Raw genomic sequence first — 18,347 nt, forward strand, 5'->3', positions numbered from 1 at the left:
GTCAGGCGTCCGTTGGCATGGCGGCCGCCACCGCGCGCGAGATCGACGCGGCATCGGCGCGCGGCAGGGCGAGATATTGCGCAGCCATCGCCTCGGCCACCCGCTGGGCGGGCCCACCTCTGGCATCGGCGAGATCGATCATCAGCGCGCGCACGCCGGCCAGCCGCAGCATCCTGGCCGCCGCCTCGGCATCGGCCAGTGCGGCTGGCCGGCTGGCGGCGCCATCGCGCGCGATATTGGCCTTGCCGTCGGTGAGGAACACGGCGAGCGGCGTGCCGCCGGCGCGCCGCACTTGGGTGGCCACTTCCACCGCCTGGGCGATGCCCGCCGCCAGCGGGGTGCCACCGCCACCCGGCAGATCGGCCAGGGATTTGCGCGCCCGCTGCAGCGAGCGGGTGGGCGGCAGCAGAACTTCCGCCGCCTTGCCGCGAAAGGCGATGAGGGCGGTGCGGTCCCGCCTGACGTAACAATCGGCCAGCAGCAGCTCAACCGCGCCCTTGGCCTCCGCCATGCGGTGCACCGCCGCCGAGCCCGACGCATCGACCACGAAGATCGCCGTGGTCTCCCGCTTCTGCTGGTAGCGCCGGATGCGGAGATCAGTACTGGTGACGATCAGCCCCTGGCGCCCGGGTGCTGCGCGGCGGCGCAATGGCTGCCATGGGGCGGCCGCCCGCAACGTATCGACCAGCGCCAGCCGCGCGCCGTTGCGTGGCTCACCAGCCCGCGTCCCGGCCGGGCGGCCGCGCGTGACGCCCAGCTTTTCGGAGGCCGCGCCGGCGCCGGATTTCGCCTGGCTCTGGCGCAGATTCTGTTCCAGCGCCGCCAGCAGGCCTTGTGGCAGGGACGCCTTAACGGCGGCCAGCAGCAGCTCCGACATCTCCCGCGCGGAGGGGTTGCCGTCAGACTTATTTGCATCGTTCTCGTCCGACGCGGGCGGGGGTGGCGGCGTTTCGGGCTCCGCCGCCGCTTCCGGAACCGGAAAGCGCAGCGCGCGCGGCGCCAGCACGAGGCGGACGGCGGCCGTGGCATCGTCCTGCGAGACCTCCCGCCTGCCATCCAGCGCGGCGGTGGCGCGGGCGGCGGCACAGGCGAACAGGGCCGGGCGCAAGGAATTGATCCCCAGGCTCAGCGCAGCCCCGCACAGCGCGGCGGTGATGACATCCGGCAGCACGACATTGGGCAGCAGCGCTCTGGCCGCGGCCAGATCTTGCCAGGCTGTGAGGGTTTCGTCGAAATCCTCAGGGAGATCGAGCAGGAAGGCGGCGCGTTCGGCCAGGGCCGGGGGTGCGCGTTCGTCATCCTGGCCTTCATCGCAAACGATAAGAAGATATTCTCCTGGACGCTCATCCACCGCCGCGGCGATGAAGCCTGCCTTGGAAGGTGTAAGGCGCTCGCCGGAGGCGATCAGCAAGACGCCGCCGCGCGCTTCCGCGAGGAGCCCCGGGTCGAGGCAGGGCTTGCCGGTGCGCAGCGTTTCCGCGACATAGAGGCTGCCCGCCAGACGATCCGCCCCGATATGCGGCGGCAGGCGGAACATGCGGCGCTCCGGCAACAGGCGGCGGATGCCGGCGATGAAAGCCTCGGGCCCCGGCCCGCCCGGCCCGCGCAGCACCGCGCCGCCGAGCCCTGCCGGATCGATGGCGAGCAGGGCGAGCGCCGCAGCCCAGCTCTCCGCCGCCATCACGCCCCCAGCACTTCCGCCACGGCGCGGGCGATGCGGGTGGCCGAGCCCGTCTCGTCGAGCGGGTTGCGGCGCAGCCGGTGGCGCAGCGACGGGGTGGCCATGCGCCGCAGATGCTCATCGCCCACCCGCTTCGCCCCCTCGAAAGCGGCGAGCGCGCGGGCGGCGCGCATCAGGGTCAGCTGGCCGCGCAGGCCATCGGTCTTCAAATGGATGCACAGGGCGGCGGCGCGCTCCAAGACCGCGTCCGGCACCTCGGTGGCGGCCAGCCCGCGCCGGGCCTTGACGATGCGCCTCCTGATCTTCTCCTCCTCCGGCGCCCAGCGGGCGAGGAAGGCGGGTGGATCGCGCTCGAAGGCATCACGGCGCTTGACGATTTCCACCCACAGCGCGGGATCGCCCGGGGTGCGCACTTCCAGCGACAGGCCGAAACGGTCCAGCAATTGCGGGCGGAGCTCGCCTTCCTCCGGATTGCCGCTGCCCACCAGCACGATGCGCGCCGGATGGCGCACGCTGAGGCCCTCGCGCTCCACCACGTTTTCGCCCGAGGCGGCAACGTCAAGCAAGAGATCGACGATATGATCCTCAAGCAGGTTCACCTCGTCGACATAGAGATAGCCGCGGTTGGCCTGGGCGAGCAGGCCCGGCTCGAAAGTCTTCTCGCCATGCGAGAGCGCGCGCTCGAGGTTGAGCGCGCCCAGCACGCGGTCCTCAGTGGCGCCAAGCGGCAGGTCGACGACCGGAATAGGAATGCGCCGCACCTTGATGGGGCCGCCCGAGCGGCAGGCATCGCACTGGGAGGCGGGCGAATCCGGGTCACAGTGATAGGGGCATGACGCGGCGCGGATTTCGGGAAGCAGTGCTGCCAGCGCGCGAACCGCGGTGGATTTCCCCGTGCCGCGGTCGCCAAAGGCGAGGAGCCCGCCGATCAGCGGGTCCACCGCGGTCAGCAGCAGCGCCTCCTTGAGTTCGTCCTGCCCGGCAATGGCGGAGAAGGGATAGCGCAAGCTCATGGAACGGTTCCGGAATCTGTCATGTACCGGTGTGTAACACGGAATTGACAGGCGGCAAATGCGGGGAGGGATGGAAAGAGTGTAGCATGAGGTGGTAGCGCCGGGCTTGACCAGGGGGGTCTCTGCGGCGGGAAAGAAGATACCATGGTCAAGCCATGGCATTGCGTTCATGCGCCGCCTAAGTCTTGCGAAACCCGTGCGGGAACAAACCGAACCCGCCGAAAAAACAACGCAAGCCATTGATGCAGAAACAAAAAAGGGCCGACGGTGTTACCCAGTCGGCCCAAGTCTAGGGAGGAAACGCCCAGGAAGGGCTACGAGACATCACTGCCTCGCCAGGGTCATATGGCAGTGCGGTATGAGATGTTCAAGGCGTATTGGTGGAATTTTGTGCAAAAATCGTTGCAGATGTGCTCAAGAAGATCATGAATAAAACTATAACTACATGAAACAAAAAGATTAAGTTTTGAACTTCGCCATTTGGCAAGCGCTCATGCAAAATTTGCATGCCGTTGTTCTGACGCGAATAGGCCGGCAGTTGAGCGCCCCGGACGCTTGGCCTAGGGAGAAGAAACACTGCGAAAGAATCGTCCATGACCCCTGACTGGGACAGCCTCACCCGCTTCGCGATCGCGCTGGCCTATGAATCGGCCGCCGCCATCCTCCCCTATTTCCGCCGCAACGCCGAAATCGAGGTCAAGGACGGCCCGGTGTGGGACCCGGTCACCGAGGGCGACCGGGCCGGTGAGCGCGCCATCCGCCGGATGATCGAGGAGCGCTTTCCGGACCATGGCATTCTCGGCGAGGAGTATGGGGTGAAAGAGGCCAGATCGCCCTTCACCTGGGTGCTGGACCCGGTGGACGGCACCCACGCCTTCGTCTGCGGCATGCCGACCTGGGCAACGCTCAACGGCCTCAGCTATGCGGGCCGCCCGGCGGTCGGGTTGATGAACCAGCCGGTGGTGGGCGACATGTTCTATGGCAATCCGGCGGGCGCCTGGCATGACTACCGTGGCGCCACCAGCCCGATCACCAGCCGCCGCAACGTCACGCTGGAGCAGGCCAGCATCGGCACCACCGCGCCCGAGCTCTACCGCAGCACTGAAAACCAGCGCCGCTTCCAGGCGTTGCGCGCCAGGGCGCGGCTCACCCGCTATGGCGGCGATGCCTATTTCTTCTGCATGGTGGCGGCGGGCCACATCGACATCGCCATGGATTGCGGCCTCCAGCCCTATGACATCACGCCCCTGCTGCCGATCGTGGCGGGTGCGGGCGGCGCCGCCGCCGAATGGACGGGTGGCGACCTGGCGCGGGGCGGCAATGTGATCACCGCCGGCTCCGAGGCCCTGCTCGCGGAAGCGCTCGCCGTCATGTCCGGCTGATTGCGCCACCCATGCGCTGCCCTATAGTGGAAGCCCGCGAAGGAGCCGCCAATGACCGCCTTGAAGAGCTGGGCTGACACCGCCCCCCTGCTGATCGACACCGCCATGGGCCGCCGCAAGGCCGACATGGTGGTCCGCAACGGCCGCTGGGTGAACGTCCATTCGGGCGAAATCATTCCCGGAACCGACGTGGCCATCACCGCCGGGCGCTTCGCCTATGTGGGGCCCGATGCCGCGCACACCATCGGGCCCGCGACCCGGGTGATCGACGCCGCCGGGCGTTACCTGGTTCCCGGCCTGTGCGACGGCCACATGCATGTCGAGAGCGGCATGGTGACAGTCACCGAGTTCGCCCGCGCCGTGATCCCGCACGGCACCACCACGATGTTCGCCGACCCCCATGAGATCGCCAATGTGCTGGGCCTGCCGGGCGTCAGGCTGATGCATGACGAGGCGATGGGGCTTCCCGTCAACGCTTTCATCCAGATGCCGTCCTGCGTGCCGAGTGCCCCTGGCCTGGAGAACCCGGGCGCCGAGCTGGGCCCCGCCGAAGTCCAGGAGGCAATGGGCTGGCCCAACATCATCGGGCTCGGCGAGATGATGAATTTCCCGGGCGTCATCGCCGGCGACCCCAAGATGCTGGCGGAAATCGCCGCCACCCAGAACGCCGGCAAGACCGTGGGCGGGCACTACGCCTCACCCGACCTGGGCCATGCGTTTCATGCCTATGCGGCGGGAGGCCCGGCCGACGACCATGAAGGTACCCGCCGCGAGGATGCCATCGCCCGGGTGCGGCAGGGCATGCGCGCCATGCTCAGGCTGGGCTCCGCCTGGTATGACGTGGCCGCCCAGATCAAGGCGGTGACCGAGGACGGGCTGGATTCGCGCAATTTCATTCTGTGCACGGATGATTCGCACTCCGGCACGCTGGTCAACGAGGGTCACATGAACCGCGTGGTCCGCCACGCCATCGCCCAGGGCCTCAAGCCCGTGACCGCGATCCAGATGGCGAGCCTCAACACCGCGCAGCATTTCGGCCTCGAGCGCGAGCTGGGCTCGATCGCGCCGGGCCGCCGCGCCGACATGATCCTGACCTCCAATCTGGTGGCGCTTCCCATCGAGATGGTGATCGCGCGCGGCAAGGTGCTGGCGGAAAACGGGCGGCTCACCGCTGATATCCCGGCCTTCGCCTATCCGGCTTCGGCCCGCAATAGCGTGAACATGAAACGTGACCTGACGGCGGATGATTTCGCCATCGCCGCGCCCAAGGGCGCCAATGAGGTGACGGCCCGGGTGATCGGCGTGATCGAGAACCAGGCGCCCACCAAGGCCCTCGAGAAGCGCCTCAAGGTGGCGTCGGGGCTCGTCGACGCGGGGCTCGAGTCCGGCGTCTGCCAGATCGCGCTCGTCGAGCGCCACCGCGCAACGGGCGGCGTCGTCAACGCCTTCGTCTCGGGCTTCGGCTACAATGTCGATTGCGCGGTCGCCTCGACGGTGGCCCATGACAGCCACCACATGATCGTGGTGGGCACCAACCGCAGCGACATGGCGATGGCCGCCAACATCCTGCGCAAGGCGGGCGGCGGCGCCGTGGTGGTGAGCGGCGGCCGCCAGCTGGCGCTGGTCGAACTGCCGATCGCCGGGCTGATGTCGGACGAGCGCGCCGAGATCGTGGCCCGCAAGGCCGAGGCGCTGGTGCAGGCGATGAAGGATTGCGGCTGCACCCTCAACAACGCCTATATGCAGCACTCGCTGCTGGCGCTGGTGGTGATCCCCGAATTGCGCATCTCCGACGTCGGCCTTGTCGACGTGCGCAGCTTCGAGAAGGTTGAGCTGTTCGTCTAGCGCGGCGGGCAGTCATTTGTATGGATCTCAAAGCGAATGATGAGCGCGCTTGTTTGGAATAGCTGAGGTCAATCGATCGCCCGCTGCTCCGGACGCCGCCAGGCTGGCGGCAACAGCCGTTCAGCTCTGCGTCTTCTCGCGCCGCAGCCGTTTGCGGGCGAGGTCGAGCGGCTCCGTGCGGTTGGGGCGCCCGAGCAGCTTGCGAAAGCCGTCGCGGCGCTCATGCACCGAGGCGATGGCAAGGCCCATCGGCACGCCGGTCTCGACCAGCAGCGCCTCGCCGAGCTGCAGGCTCGATTCGACGGTTTCCGGCACCGCCTCGGTGACGCCATGCGCGTAAAGCCTCTGGGCATGGCGCTCGTCGCGGGCCCGGGCCACGATCTTGAGATCGCCGCGCAGTGCTCGCGCCGCCTTGGCCACTTCATCGGCGCGCACCGGATTGTCCATGGTGATGGCCAGAGCGGGAGCTTCCGCCAGCCCGCAGCGCTTGAGGAATTCTGCGTTGGACGCGTCGCCGAAATAGACCGGCTTTCCCAGTTTTCGTTCACGCGCCACGAGTTCGGCGTCGCTGTCGGCGGCGAGGAAGGGGATTTTGTGCTCTTCCAGCATCGAGGCGATGAGCTGGCCCACCCGGCCGAAGCCGGCGATGATCACCCGCGGCTGACTGTCATCCGGAAGTGGGGTCGCCGCCGCCGCCAGCGCGGCGTCGTGGCGGAGCGCCGCGCCAAGCCGCTGTCCGAGCCTGGCGAGGAAGGGGATGGCGATCATGGTGAGCGTCACCACCAGCACGATGTTGCGGGTGGTCGCGTTGTCGATGAGCCCGGAGGCCAGCGCCGCGGCGGCGATCACGAAACCGAATTCGCCGCAGGGGCCCAGCAGGATGGAGGATTCGAGCGCTGCGGCATGCTGCACCCTGAAGGCGCGCGCCAGTCCATAAACGATGGCGGACTTCAGCACGATGATGCCCGCAGCCATGCCCAGCGTATAGGCCGGCGCGGCGAACAGCATATCGAGATCGAGCTTGAGCCCGACCACCAGGAAGAAGGTGCCGAGCAGCAGGCCCTTGAACGGCTCGATCACCGCCTCGATGGCGCGGCGGTATTCGGTTTCGGCCAGCAGCAGCCCGGCGATGAAGGCGCCGAGCGTCATCGAGATACCGGCGAGGCTGGCGATGGCGCCGGTGCCGACCGCGATCAGCAGGGTGGCGGCCATGAAGAAATCCGCCCCGCCGGTGCGCGCCACCAGGCGCAGGAGCGGGCGCAACAGGTAACGGCCCACCGTGACGATCAAGGCGATGGCGAGCGCCGCCTGGGCAAGCGCCATGAGCACGCTGACGATCACATTGCCTTCGGTTCTGGCGCCGAGAATGGGCACCAGCAAAAGCAGCGGGATCACCGCCAGGTCCTGCATCAGCAGGATGGCGAAGCTGGCGCGGCCGGTTTGCGAGCCCAGCCGCTTCGAATCCGAGAGCAGCTGCACCACGATCGCCGTCGAGGAAAGCGAGAGCGCCGCGCCGGCCACCAGCGCCGCGCGGATGTCGAAGCCCATCGCCACGGCGATCGCCGCGATGGCGGCAAGGCTTGCCACCACCTGCAAACCGCCCAGCCCGAACACCAGCCGTCGCATGATGGTGAGGCGTTCGAATGAGAGTTCGAGGCCGATCAGGAACAGGAGGAACACAACGCCAAGCTCGGCGATGTGAGAGAGCGTCCCGGTTTCGCCGATGTTCGCATATGACAGCCAGGGAAAGACATTGGCTAGCCGGCCAAGCACATCCGGGCTCAGCAGGATGCCCACGGTCAGGAAGGCCACCACGGAGTTGACGCCAATGCGCAGAAACAGCGGCACGATCAGGCCTGCCGCGCCCAGCACAATCAGAAACTCCTTGTAGTAGAACGCCTGTTCAGCCGCCATGCGCCGCGCCCTCCGGCACACAGTGTGCGTGAGCGTCCGGGCGAAGTCAAAAGCTCAGTCCTGTCAGGGCACCGCGGCGACCACGATGAACATGATGAACAGGCCAAGATGGACCACGCCTTGCAGCACGGTGGTGCGGCCCGGCAGCAGGGTGATGACGCACACGAACAGAGCCAGCACCAGCAGCACCATCTTGGCGGGCGGCACGCCGAGCGACAGCTGCACATCCGTAAACGCGGCCAGCATGGTGATGACCGGAATGGTCAGCGCGATCGAAGCCAGCGCCGAACCAAGGGCCAGGTTGATGCTGGTCTGTGGACGGTTGGCAAGCGAGGCCCGCACCGCCGCGATACTCTCGGGCGCCAGCACCAGAACGGCGATGACCACGCCGATGAATTCCTGCGGCAGCCCAGCGGCGCCGATCAGATCGTCGAGCGATGGCGCCAGCATCTTGGCCAGAACAATGACCCCCGTAAGCGAGATCAGCAGAAACACCAGACTCACGGCCGCATCGCGGTTGGAGGGCGGATCGAAGTCCTCATTGGCGGCATCCGAGTCATCCGCGGCTGCAAGGAAGTAGTCGCGGTGGCGCACCGTCTGGATGAACAGGAACGCCCCATACAGCAGCAGCGACACCAGCGCCGCGGCGGTGAGCTGTGCCGCGCTGTAGGTCGGACCCGTTGTGGACGTCGTGAAGTTCGGCAGGATGAGGGCGATGGTGGCCAGCGTTCCCAGTACGGCGAGATAGGATGAGGTTCCGCTGACCCTGATCCGCTGCTCATAGTGTTTCTGGCCGCCCATGATGAGGCAGAGACCGATCAGCCCCGTGAGCACCAGCATCACCGCCGCGTAGACGGTGTCCCGCGCGATCGTTGGGCCACCGTCATCGGCGGCGAGCATCAGCGCCACGATCAGCCCGACTTCGATAATGGTGACGGCAACCGCGAGGATGATCGAGCCGAAAGGCTCGCCGACCCGGGCGCTCACCACCTCGGCATGATGCACGGCCGCGAAGATCGCGCCGCACAGCAACACCGCCTCGATGGCAATCCGGAGCGCGCCCTCCTTCGGCAGCAGACCGCCGAAATACAACGCGATCAGCGCCGCCGACGCCAGAGGCAGCAAGATCGTCCACCAGGGATTGCCGGCATGTTTCAACTCTGCCAAACGCTCGCTCCCGAGACCACGAAATGACGATTTTTCATTATGACAGATCGGCCTCGCTTGTCATCCGGCCGCCATTCATCCCGCGGCGGCCGCGGCCGGGCCATGACAAGAGACGCAACAAGCGTCCCAAAAAGAACTGACCCCGGAGGCGGGTGCCGTCCGGGGTCCAGTCCTTAAAGATAAGAAGATTACTTCTTCTTGGCGGCCTTCTTCTTGGCCGGCTTCTTAGCGGCCTTCTTCTTGGCCGGCTTCTTCGCAGCTTTCTTCGCAGCCATCGCTGTCTCTCCTAGAGTTGTTAGTGCCCCACAACGCAGGTAAGCCTCACACGGACGAACAGCCTGGCGTGAAGGAACCGAGTCTCATTCGTCGTTGTCACGTTATGTGCACCCGCTTGCGTGATTCGGCAATATGCCGAACCCCATTCAGGACTATCGCGGATTCACGCTAACAATCGGTAAACGCTGGGAAAACCGGCCAGACCGTCCTTGCACGGACAAACTGGCCGCTGGCGCGGAAAAAATCAATAAAAACGGGGGTTTCAGAAGTTATTCCGTGGACGGATGAACGCTGGTTTTGAGGGGGCTCTGGCGGCAAAACCTGTCAAGAGGCGGGCGCGCCCTTCACAAGAAGCTGTGGATATTTTTTTCGATTGAAGCGGCGCCGAGGCCCTGAAATGCGCGAAGGCCGGCGCATGACCGGCCTCCGTTTGTTGTCACAACAAGGCGTCCGGGCGTTACGAGCAGCCGCTCGTCGAGCCGCAGGTATCGCACTTCAGGCAGGTGCCGTTGCGCACCATGGTGAAGTTGCCGCATTCGGAGCAGCTCTCGCCCTCATAGCCCTTCATGCGCGCCTCCATGCGCCGGTCCGCGGTGGCGATGATTGTGGTCTCCATGGCCACCGCCATCTCCTGGCGCGGCGCCGCGAAGGCGGCTGCGGCGGCCTCGGCAAGCGCCAGCGCTCCTTGCGCCTCAGCCCGCAGCTGCAGCGCCGGAGCCGCCGCCTGCGCGCCCGACATCACCACCACATTGGCGGAGGCGAGGTTTGGCTTGCGCACGAAGCCCGACGACAGCACCCGGGCGGCGGGCACGCGCGGCGCATTGTCAGCCCCTTCGCCCTTGCCCAGCGCGTCGAAGCCCATTTCGGAGGCCTCGACATGGGCAAGGTCGCTACGGCCCAGATAGGACACGGCCAGCTCCCGGAACACATAATCGAGGATCGAGGTGGCGTTCTTGATCGAGTCGTTGCCCTGCACCATGCCCGCCGGCTCGAACTTGGTGAAGGTGAAGGCGTCGACGAACTCGTCCAGCGGCACGCCATATTGCAGGCCCACCGACACGGCGATGGCGAAGTTGTTCATCATCGCCCGCAGCGCCGCACCTTCCTTGTGCATGTCGATGAAGATCTCGCCCAGCGTGCCGTCGTCATACTCGCCAGTGCGCAGATAGACCTTGTGGCCGCCCACCACCGCCTTCTGGGTATAGCCCTTGCGGCGGTGCGGCAGCTTGAGGCGGGAACGCTCACGCTCCACCACCCGCTCGACGATCTTCTCGACCACCGTCTCGACGCGGGCCGCCACGGGCCTGGCCAGCAGGGCCTCCGCCATGTCCTCCGCATCGTCATCCTCGTCGGCGATGAGCTGGGAGGAGAGGGGCTGGGAAAGCTTGGAGCCGTCGCGGTAGAGCGCGTTGGCCTTGAGCGCCAGCTTCCACGACAGCATGTAGGCGCTGGCGCAATCCTCGACCGCGGCGTCATTCGGCATGTTGATGGTCTTGGAGATGGCCCCCGAGATGAAGGGCTGGCTCGCCGCCATCATGCGGATGTGGCTTTCGACCGACAGGTAGCGCTTGCCCAGCCTGCCGCAGGCATTGGCGCAGTCGAACACCGGCAGGTGCTCCGGCCTGAGGCCGGGCGCACCCTCGAGGGTCATGGCGCCGCAGACATGGACATTGGCCTTCTCGACATCGGCCTTGGAGAAGCCGAGGCGGGCCAGCATGTCGAAGCCGAAATCATTGAGTTCGGCATCGGTGAGGCCCAGCGCGTCGCGGCAGAAGGCTTCGCCCAGCGTCCACTTGTTGAACACGAACTTGATGTCGAAGGCCGAGGCGAGGCCAGCCTCGACCTTGGCGATCTGCTCATCGCCGAAGCCCTTGGCCTTCAGCGCCGCGTGGTTGATGCCGGGCGCGTCAGCGAGCGAGCCGTGGCCCACCGCATAGGCGATGATCTTCTCGATCTCGTCCTGGCCGTAGCCCAGCGTCCGCAGCGCCTCCGGCACCGCCTGGTTGATGATCTTGAAATAGCCGCCGCCCGCCAGCTTCTTGAATTTCACCAGCGCGAAATCAGGCTCGATGCCGGTGGTGTCGCAATCCATGACCAGGCCGATCGTGCCGGTGGGCGCGATCACCGTTGACTGGGCGTTGCGGTAGCCGTGCTGCTCGCCGAGCGAGACCGCGAGATCCCAGGCGCGGCGGGCCGCCGCCGCCAGCGCCCTGTCCTTGAGGTCGGTTTCATCAAGCGCCACCGGAACGGTGTTGAGGCCTTCATAGCCGACGGCGGCGCCATAGGCGGCGCGGCGGTGGTTGCGCATCACCCGCAGCATGTGCTCGCGGTTCCTGGCGAAGCCCGGGAAGGGGCCAAGCTCCTTCGCCATCTCGGCCGAGGTGGCGTAGGAAATGCCGGTCATGATCGCCGAGATCGCGGCGCAGATGGCGCGCCCCTCGTGGCTGTCATAGGGGATGCCGCCGGTCATCAGGAGGCCGCCGATATTGGCGAAGCCCAGACCCAGGGTGCGGAACTCGTAGGACAGGCGGGCGATTTCCTTTGAGGGAAACTGCGCCATCATCACCGAAACCTCGAGCACCACCGTCCACAGCCGCACCGCATGCTCGAAGGAGGCGATGTCGAAGCGGCCGGTGGCGGCATCGCGGAACTGCAGAAGGTTCAGCGAAGCGAGGTTGCAGGCGGTGTCGTCCAGGAACATATATTCCGAGCACGGGTTCGATGCGCGGATCGGCCCCGAGGCCGGGCAGGTGTGCCAGTCGTTGATGGTGGTGTGATACTGGATGCCGGGATCGGCCGAAGCCCAGGCGGCATGGGCGATCCGGTCCCACAGGGCGGAGGCCTTCAGCGTCTTGGTCACCTTGCCGGAGAGCCGCGAGGACAGCTGCCAGTCGGCGTCGCGCTCCACCGCCTGCAAGAAGGCGTCGTTGACCCGGACCGAGTTGTTGGAGTTCTGGCCGGACACCGTGCGGTAGGCCTCGCCGTCCCAGTCGGTGTCGTAGGTGTCAAAGGCGATTTCGGTGTAACCCTGCCGGGCGAACTGGATCACCCGCTTGATATAGTTGTCGGACACCAGCGCCTTGCGCGCTTCCTTGACGGCGCGCTTCAAGGCCGGATTCTTGTCGATGGCGAAGCAGTCCTCGCCGGGGCCTTCGCAATTGACGCAGGCCTTCATCACGGCCTGAAGATGCTTCTTCACGGTCTTCGAGCCGGTGACCAGCGAGGCCACTTTCTGCTCCTCGCGCACCTTCCACTCAATGAATTCCTCGATGTCCGGATGATCGACGTCGACGATCACCATCTTGGCGGCGCGCCTCGTCGTGCCGCCCGACTTGATGGCGCCGGCCGCGCGGTCGCCGATCTTGAGGAAGCTCATCAGGCCGGAGGACTTGCCGCCGCCCGACAGCTTCTCATTCTCGCCGCGCAGGTTGGAGAAGTTGGAGCCGGTGCCCGAACCATATTTGAAGAGACGCGCCTCGCGCACCCACAGGTCCATGATGCCGCCGTCGTTGACGAGGTCATCGGCCACCGACTGGATGAAGCAGGCGTGCGGCTGCGGATGCTCATAGGCCGACTTCGACTTGGTGAGGCGGCCGGTTTCGGGATCGACATAATAGTGGCCCTGGCCGGGGCCATCGATGCCATAGGCCCAGTGCAGGCCGGTGTTGAACCACTGCGGCGAATTGGGCGCGCATTTCTGGGTGGCGAGCATGTGGCAGAGCTCGTCGTAGAAGGCGCGGGCATCTTCCTCGGTATCGAAATACTTGCCCTTCCAGCCCCAGTAGGTCCAGGTGCCGGCCAGCCGGTTGAATACCTGGGTCGACGAATGCTCGCCGGTGTAGCGCTGCTTTTCGGGGAGTGCCGCGAGCGCCTCCTCGTCGGGCACCGAGCGCCACAGCCAGGAGGGGACCGTCTCCTCCTCGACCCGCTTCAGGGCCGCCGGCACGCCGGCCTTGCGAAAATACTTCTGCGCCAGAATATCGGCCGCCACCTGGCTCCAGGAGGCGGGCACGTCGATGTTCTCCAGCCGGAACACCACCGAGCCATCCGGGTTCTTGATCTCGCTCGTGGCGCGGCGGAACTCGATGTCCGCGTAAGGTTCCTGTCCCGGCTTGGTGTAGCGGCGTTCAATGCGCATAATCGGTCCCTCTTTTCATGTTCGTTGCCTCGCGCGCACAACCATGCGCAACCGAGGTGCTTCTTCCACCCTGCTGCAAGACACACTCCCTGACCCCGGAAACCAACGCCCCCGGGACCCTGCCGGCTCTTCTTTTCGGTTAAGTCGTCACGGGGAAGGTAGCCCTTCCGCCGCGTCCCCTCACGTCTCGGCCTTGAGAAAGAGACTAGTACCGAACCCGGACAGCCGTCAACAGCTAGTGTGTTAACGAGAGGTTAACACCAGATGTTGTGGTTGCAACCTGAGGCAGGCTCTCCATTACAGATTGTTCATCCGATTCTTTGCATAAATTCAAGAACTCCGGGCGCTTATGCCCGCTATCAACAGCGGCGGATGAGGCGGAGAGGCGGCCGCCAGGCTGGAGATCGGAACAAGAGTTCGGAACAAACAGGGCGGCTGGCATGGCTAATCACCGCTATCCACAGCCCCGGGGCGGCGCCTCGGGGCTAGAATTCGGCCTGTTGACCCATGGGCACCCCGGGTTTCGGTTCCCGAATCGGGCCGAGCCGCCACAGCAGCAGGAGCGCCAGCGAGGTGAGGCCGCCCATCATCAGCCAGGCTTCGTTGATGGCCATGGTGACCGCGGTTTCCTGGATAATGTCCATGACGCCCAGCAGACCCAGGGGATCGTCCGGGTCGGGGAATTCCTCGGGCGGGATGGCCATGAGGGCTGATGCGGCGGCGGGGTCGGCCGTCATCATCTCCTGCAACCGGTCGGCGTGCTCGGAGGTGCGGGTGAACAAGATCGTGTCGATCAGCGCGATGCCGATCACCCCGCCAAGGGCGCGGGAAAGATTGTAAAGTCCGCTGCCGTCGCTCACCCGGTCGAGCGGCAGGAAGCCGAGCGCGAAACGGGTGACCGGCACGATGCAGAAGCCCAGCGCGATGCCGCGCACCACCTGCGGCCAGAACAGCTCGTCATAGCCCGAAAGCCTGGTCTCGAAGCCGCTCATGAACAGCCCGGCCGCGAAGGCGGCGAAGCCCAGGATGCTCAGCAGGCGGGCCGGGGCGATCCTGTCGAGCAGCACGGAAACCGGGGCCGAAACGAGTTGAGCAAGCCCCGTCACCAGCACCACCATGCCGATCTCGACCGGGCCCATATAGCGCACCAGCGACAGGAACACCGGCATGAGATAGACCGAGCCATAAAGCCCGATGCCGACGAAAAAGCTCAAGGCACAGCCATAGGCGAGGTAGCGGTCGCGCAGCAGGCTGAAATCGACGGCGGGCTTCGGGCGGATGACGGTCAGCGCCATGAGCACGGCGCAGCCCAGCAGCAGCGACAGCGTCACCGGCGACAGCCAGCCCAGTTCCGGGGCCTGCTTGAGGCCGATCTCGAGGGCCGCGAGGGACCCCGCGATCATCACCACCGAAGCGATGTCCAGGTCGCGCAGCAGGCCGAGCTGCCGAGGTTCGCGCGGCAGGCACAGCAGGGTGATCAGCACCACGATTACGCCCGGCCCCACATTGATCAGGAACAGCCAGTGCCAGGACAGGTTTTCGGTGATGAGCCCGCCCATGATCGGGCCCATCGAGGGGGCGATCACCGCCACCACGCCGCCCAGCACGGTGGCCACCGCCTGTTCGGTGCCGGGGCGGAACAGCAGGAACACCGCCGCGAACACCACTGGCATCAGCACGCCCGCCGCCATGCCCTGCAGCACCCGGAAGCCCACCAGGCTGGCAAAACCGGTGCTCGCCGCGCAGCCGACCGAGGCCAGCACGAACATGATGGTGGCGGCGATCACCAGCGTGCGCATGCTCAACACCCGCATCAGCAGGCCGGTGAGCGGGATGGTGATGATCTCGGCGATGAGATAGGAGGTTTGAACCCAGCTCATGCGGTCGGCGCCGATGTCGAGCGACTTCTCGATCACGCCGAGCGAGGTGACGACGATCTGGATATCGAGCACGGCCATGAACATGGCGAGGCACAGGCCGGCGAAGCCCAGCCATGTGCGCAGCGCGCCCGCCGGCCGGGCGTTTGCGTCGATCATCGTCATCATGCGGTAATATGGACCAAGGCCCGGCAAGCTCCAATGGCCGAAATCGCGATGTGAGGCTTGTCATTGCCGCAGGGATTTCCCTAAAATCGGCCGCCATGCGCTCCGCGGTCTTGATCTCGCTGTCCCTCGTCTGCCCAGGTACGGCCTTCGCCATGAACTGGGAAGGCCATGACGACTGGATGGAGAGCATGGAGCCCGCCGTGGTCTATGAGCAGGCCTTGCCCCATGCCGCGCCGAAGCCGCTGGCCGGCTGCGAAGACGTGAAGCCGCCCGCCGCCGATAACCCTTATGAGCAAATTCCGCTTGGCCGGCCGGATTGCCCCGTCATGCCAGAAATGCCAAAGCATCCGCGCTGAGCCCGATCCGCCGCCGCAACAGGAATAACGCCCCCCGTGTTCGATTTCGTCCGGACCATCCTCGATTTCTTCTCATCCAATCCGGAGTGGGCGCTGGTCATCATCTTCCTGATCGCCATGGGCGAGGCGCTGCTGATCATCGGATTGTTCGTGCCGTCGACGGCGGTTCTGGTGGGGGCGGGCGTTCTGGTCGGCACCGGGCACCTGGGTTTCTGGCCGGTGATCGTGGCCACCGCGGTGGGCTGCATCATCGGCGATCAGATATCCTACTGGGCGGGACGGCTGTTCGGCGAGCGGCTCAAGACCATGTGGCCCCTGTATCTCTACCCGCAGCTGGTGGCCAAGGGCGAGGATTTCGTGCGCCAGCACGGCGGCAAGAGCGTGGCCATCGGCCGCTTCGTGCCGGGCGTTAAATCGGTGGTTCCGGGCATCGTCGGCATGCTCGGCATGAACCAGACGTTCTTCCTGATCGTCAACGTGACGTCCGGAATCGTCTGGTCTTTCGCGCATGTGGTGCCGGGCGTGCTGATCGGGCAGGGGCTGGCCTTCGCCGGCGAACTCAGCGGCCGCCTGCTCGCCGTTCTGCTGGCGCTGCTCGTCATCCTGGCGCTGGCGGGTTATGCGATCCGGCTCGCGGCGGCGGGCGTCTCGCCTTACCTGAACCATCTGCTGTCGCGCGTCTCCAGCTGGGCGCGGCGCAAGCAGGGCCGCTCCTGGCAGCGCTTCGCGCGCGCCGTGGCGCCCGAGAACCCGCGCTCGGTCATCATCGTGGTGTTCGCGGCGGTCGTCTTCGCCGGGCTCGCGGCGCTGATCAACATCGCGGTCAGGGCGGGATCCGGTTCGGCGATCTCCAACCTCGACATCTCGGTTGCCAGCCTGATGCGCGAATCGCGCAACGCGCCCGCCGACGAGATCATGACGGTGATCACCATGCTGGGCGATACGGTGGTGATGACGGCGCTGGCCGTCACCATCATCTTATGGCTGGTCTGGCGCAAGGCCTACCGGGCCGCCTGGGCGGCGGGCGTGGCGATTGCCGCCACCAAGCTGTTCGAACTGGCGCTCAAATACGGCCTGCACCGCGCCAGGCCGACCGAACTCGCCTACGCCGGGGCGAGCGAATACAGTTTCCCCTCCGGCCACGCCACCATGGCGGCGGTGATCTTCGGCATCCTCGCGGTGCTGGCGAGCCACGCCATGGGCCGCTGGGGCCGCGCGCTGGTCTATGCGATCTGCGGCCTGGCGGTGGTGGCGATCGCCTATTCGCGCGTCTATCTCGGGGCGCACTGGCTTACCGATGTGCTGGCCGGGCTCTTGTTCGGCGCCGTGATGACGGCCGCCTTCGGCGTGGCGATCGAGGCGATACCGCCGCGCCGCATCAAGCCGTGGGGCCTGCTCGCCGCCGCCTTCGTGGTGTTCCTCGGCGCCGGGGCGCTGCATGTGGCGCAAGGCTATGACCGCGCGCGGGAATTCTATGCCATGCCGGAGCGCCAGATCCTGGTGCCGCTGGCGCAATGGCGCGACCAGGACTGGCAGACCTTGCCCGCCCGCCGCATCGACTTCGGCGGCAGGCCGGGCGAAGTGTTCGTGGCCCAGCTGGCGGGTGGCGTCGCGGCGCTGGAACAAGCCGCCGTGGCAGCCGGCTGGACGAGCGAACCGGTGTGGACGTGGCGCGACAGCCTGCCCTACCTCAACCCCAACGCCAGCTTGCCGGAACTGCCGCCGCGCCCCGCCCTGCATGAGGGGCTCGCCGCCAGGCTCACGATGACTCGCGCCGCGGGGGGCGGCGAAGCCCGCGATGTGCTGCGCGTCTACAAGACGGCGCTCGCCGCCGCCGATGGCGACAATTATCAGCCGATCTTTCTGGTGAGTCTCACCCGCGAGGTGAAAGGCCGCGGTTTCGGGCTTTATGCCATTCCGGCGGTGGAGCCGGTACCGCCCGGGGACATCGCAGGCCTGCGGCAGCTGTTGGCGGCGGCGCCGGGGCTCAGCGTCGCGGGCCGCGAGGAGCGCGAGGGCCAAAGCCTCGATCTGATCGCAGCGAAGCCTTAAACAGAGGCCAAAACGGCACTGGACGAAGCCCCGGTCATCCGCCATATTCCGCCGCGATTTCAAGGCGGGACCGCATGCAATTTCTGAAGCAGCTTTTCACCTGGTGGAACGGCCAGACACTGAACACCAGGTTCTATACCTGGCGCAAGGGCGAGTATGTCGGCGCTGACCAATACGGCAACAAATACTACCGCGCCAAATCGGCGGTGCCGGAATCGATCGCCGAGCGGCGCTGGGTGATCTACAATGGCTATTCCGAAGCCTCCGCCATTCCGCCCGGCTGGCATGGCTGGATGCACCACCGCGCCGATGACCCGCCCACCGAAGAGACATACCAGCCGCGCGACTGGCAGAAGCCGCATCAGCCCAACATGACGGGAACGGTTGACGCCTACCGGCCCAAGGGCTCGATTCTGGCGGGCGCGGCGCCCGCCCCGCGCGCGCCGGATTATTCGGCGTGGCGGCCCGAGTAGTGTGG

General features: G+C 66.3%; 11 protein-coding genes. 5 read left to right on the forward strand and 6 right to left on the reverse strand.

Translation table 11 applies throughout. The annotated features are described in order from the left end of the window. Nucleotide 1: 1 nt before the first annotated feature. Together ACKOED_RS07820 and bchI are read right to left on the reverse strand one after the other, a co-directional pair. Nucleotides 2–1,681: a magnesium chelatase subunit D gene (locus ACKOED_RS07820; RefSeq protein WP_408916022.1), complete on the reverse strand. Its 1,680-nt coding sequence runs from the start codon at nt 1,679–1,681 to the stop codon at nt 2–4. Further along, a complete protein-coding gene (gene bchI / locus ACKOED_RS07825; RefSeq protein WP_408916023.1) occupies nt 1,681–2,694 on the reverse strand; it encodes a magnesium chelatase ATPase subunit I in 1,014 nt (337 codons plus the stop codon). The genes ACKOED_RS07820 and bchI overlap by 1 nt, the downstream gene beginning before the upstream one ends. Before the next feature lie 593 nt (nt 2,695–3,287). On the opposite strand from bchI, the gene ACKOED_RS07830 reads away from it, so the two are divergent. After that, on the forward strand, nt 3,288–4,076 hold the full coding sequence (locus ACKOED_RS07830) for an inositol monophosphatase family protein (protein ID WP_408916024.1): 789 nt from the start codon (nt 3,288–3,290) through the stop codon (nt 4,074–4,076). 51 nt (nt 4,077–4,127) lie between these two features. Next, nucleotides 4,128–5,921 (forward strand): adenine deaminase, encoded by a 1,794-nt coding sequence (ade, locus tag ACKOED_RS07835; RefSeq protein WP_408916025.1) that lies wholly within the window; start codon nt 4,128–4,130, stop codon nt 5,919–5,921. A 120-nt stretch (nt 5,922–6,041) separates the two neighbouring features. On the opposite strand, the gene ACKOED_RS07840 is transcribed toward ade, so the two are convergent. The 4 genes from ACKOED_RS07840 to ACKOED_RS07855 all read right to left on the reverse strand — a co-directional run bounded on the left by ACKOED_RS07840 (nt 6,042) and on the right by ACKOED_RS07855 (nt 15,452). Further along, entirely contained in the window at nt 6,042–7,835 is a 1,794-nt protein-coding gene (locus ACKOED_RS07840; RefSeq protein ID WP_408916026.1) for a cation:proton antiporter, read from the reverse strand. A 63-nt stretch (nt 7,836–7,898) separates the two neighbouring features. Continuing rightward, nucleotides 7,899–9,002: a calcium:proton antiporter gene (locus ACKOED_RS07845; protein ID WP_408916027.1), complete on the reverse strand. Its 1,104-nt coding sequence runs from the start codon at nt 9,000–9,002 to the stop codon at nt 7,899–7,901. A gap of 733 nt (nt 9,003–9,735) precedes the next feature. Next, nucleotides 9,736–13,416: a vitamin B12-dependent ribonucleotide reductase gene (locus tag ACKOED_RS07850; protein WP_408916028.1), complete on the reverse strand. Its 3,681-nt coding sequence runs from the start codon at nt 13,414–13,416 to the stop codon at nt 9,736–9,738. Between the two features lie 485 nt (nt 13,417–13,901). Then, a complete protein-coding gene (locus tag ACKOED_RS07855; protein ID WP_408916029.1) occupies nt 13,902–15,452 on the reverse strand; it encodes a DHA2 family efflux MFS transporter permease subunit in 1,551 nt (516 codons plus the stop codon). A gap of 104 nt (nt 15,453–15,556) precedes the next feature. Here ACKOED_RS07855 and ACKOED_RS07860 point away from each other — a divergent pair, with 104 nt between their 5' ends. The 3 genes from ACKOED_RS07860 to ACKOED_RS07870 all read left to right on the forward strand — a co-directional run bounded on the left by ACKOED_RS07860 (nt 15,557) and on the right by ACKOED_RS07870 (nt 18,342). Then, nucleotides 15,557–15,817, forward strand: coding sequence for a hypothetical protein (locus ACKOED_RS07860; RefSeq protein WP_408916030.1), 261 nt, complete (start codon nt 15,557–15,559; stop codon nt 15,815–15,817). Nucleotides 15,818–15,853: 36 nt separating this feature from the next. Continuing rightward, nucleotides 15,854–17,869, forward strand: a complete 2,016-nt coding sequence (locus tag ACKOED_RS07865) for a bifunctional DedA family/phosphatase PAP2 family protein (protein ID WP_408916031.1) — start codon at nt 15,854–15,856, stop codon at nt 17,867–17,869. A gap of 74 nt (nt 17,870–17,943) precedes the next feature. Then, nucleotides 17,944–18,342 carry an NADH:ubiquinone oxidoreductase subunit NDUFA12 gene (locus ACKOED_RS07870; protein WP_408916032.1) on the forward strand — a complete coding sequence of 133 codons (399 nt, stop codon included), beginning with the start codon at nt 17,944–17,946 and terminating at the stop codon, nt 18,340–18,342. The last annotated feature ends 5 nt before the right edge of the window (nt 18,343–18,347 follow it).

Origin of the sequence: Aestuariivirga sp. (assembly GCF_046093005.1) — a bacterium.
GTDB lineage: Bacteria > Pseudomonadota > Alphaproteobacteria > Rhizobiales > Aestuariivirgaceae > Aestuariivirga.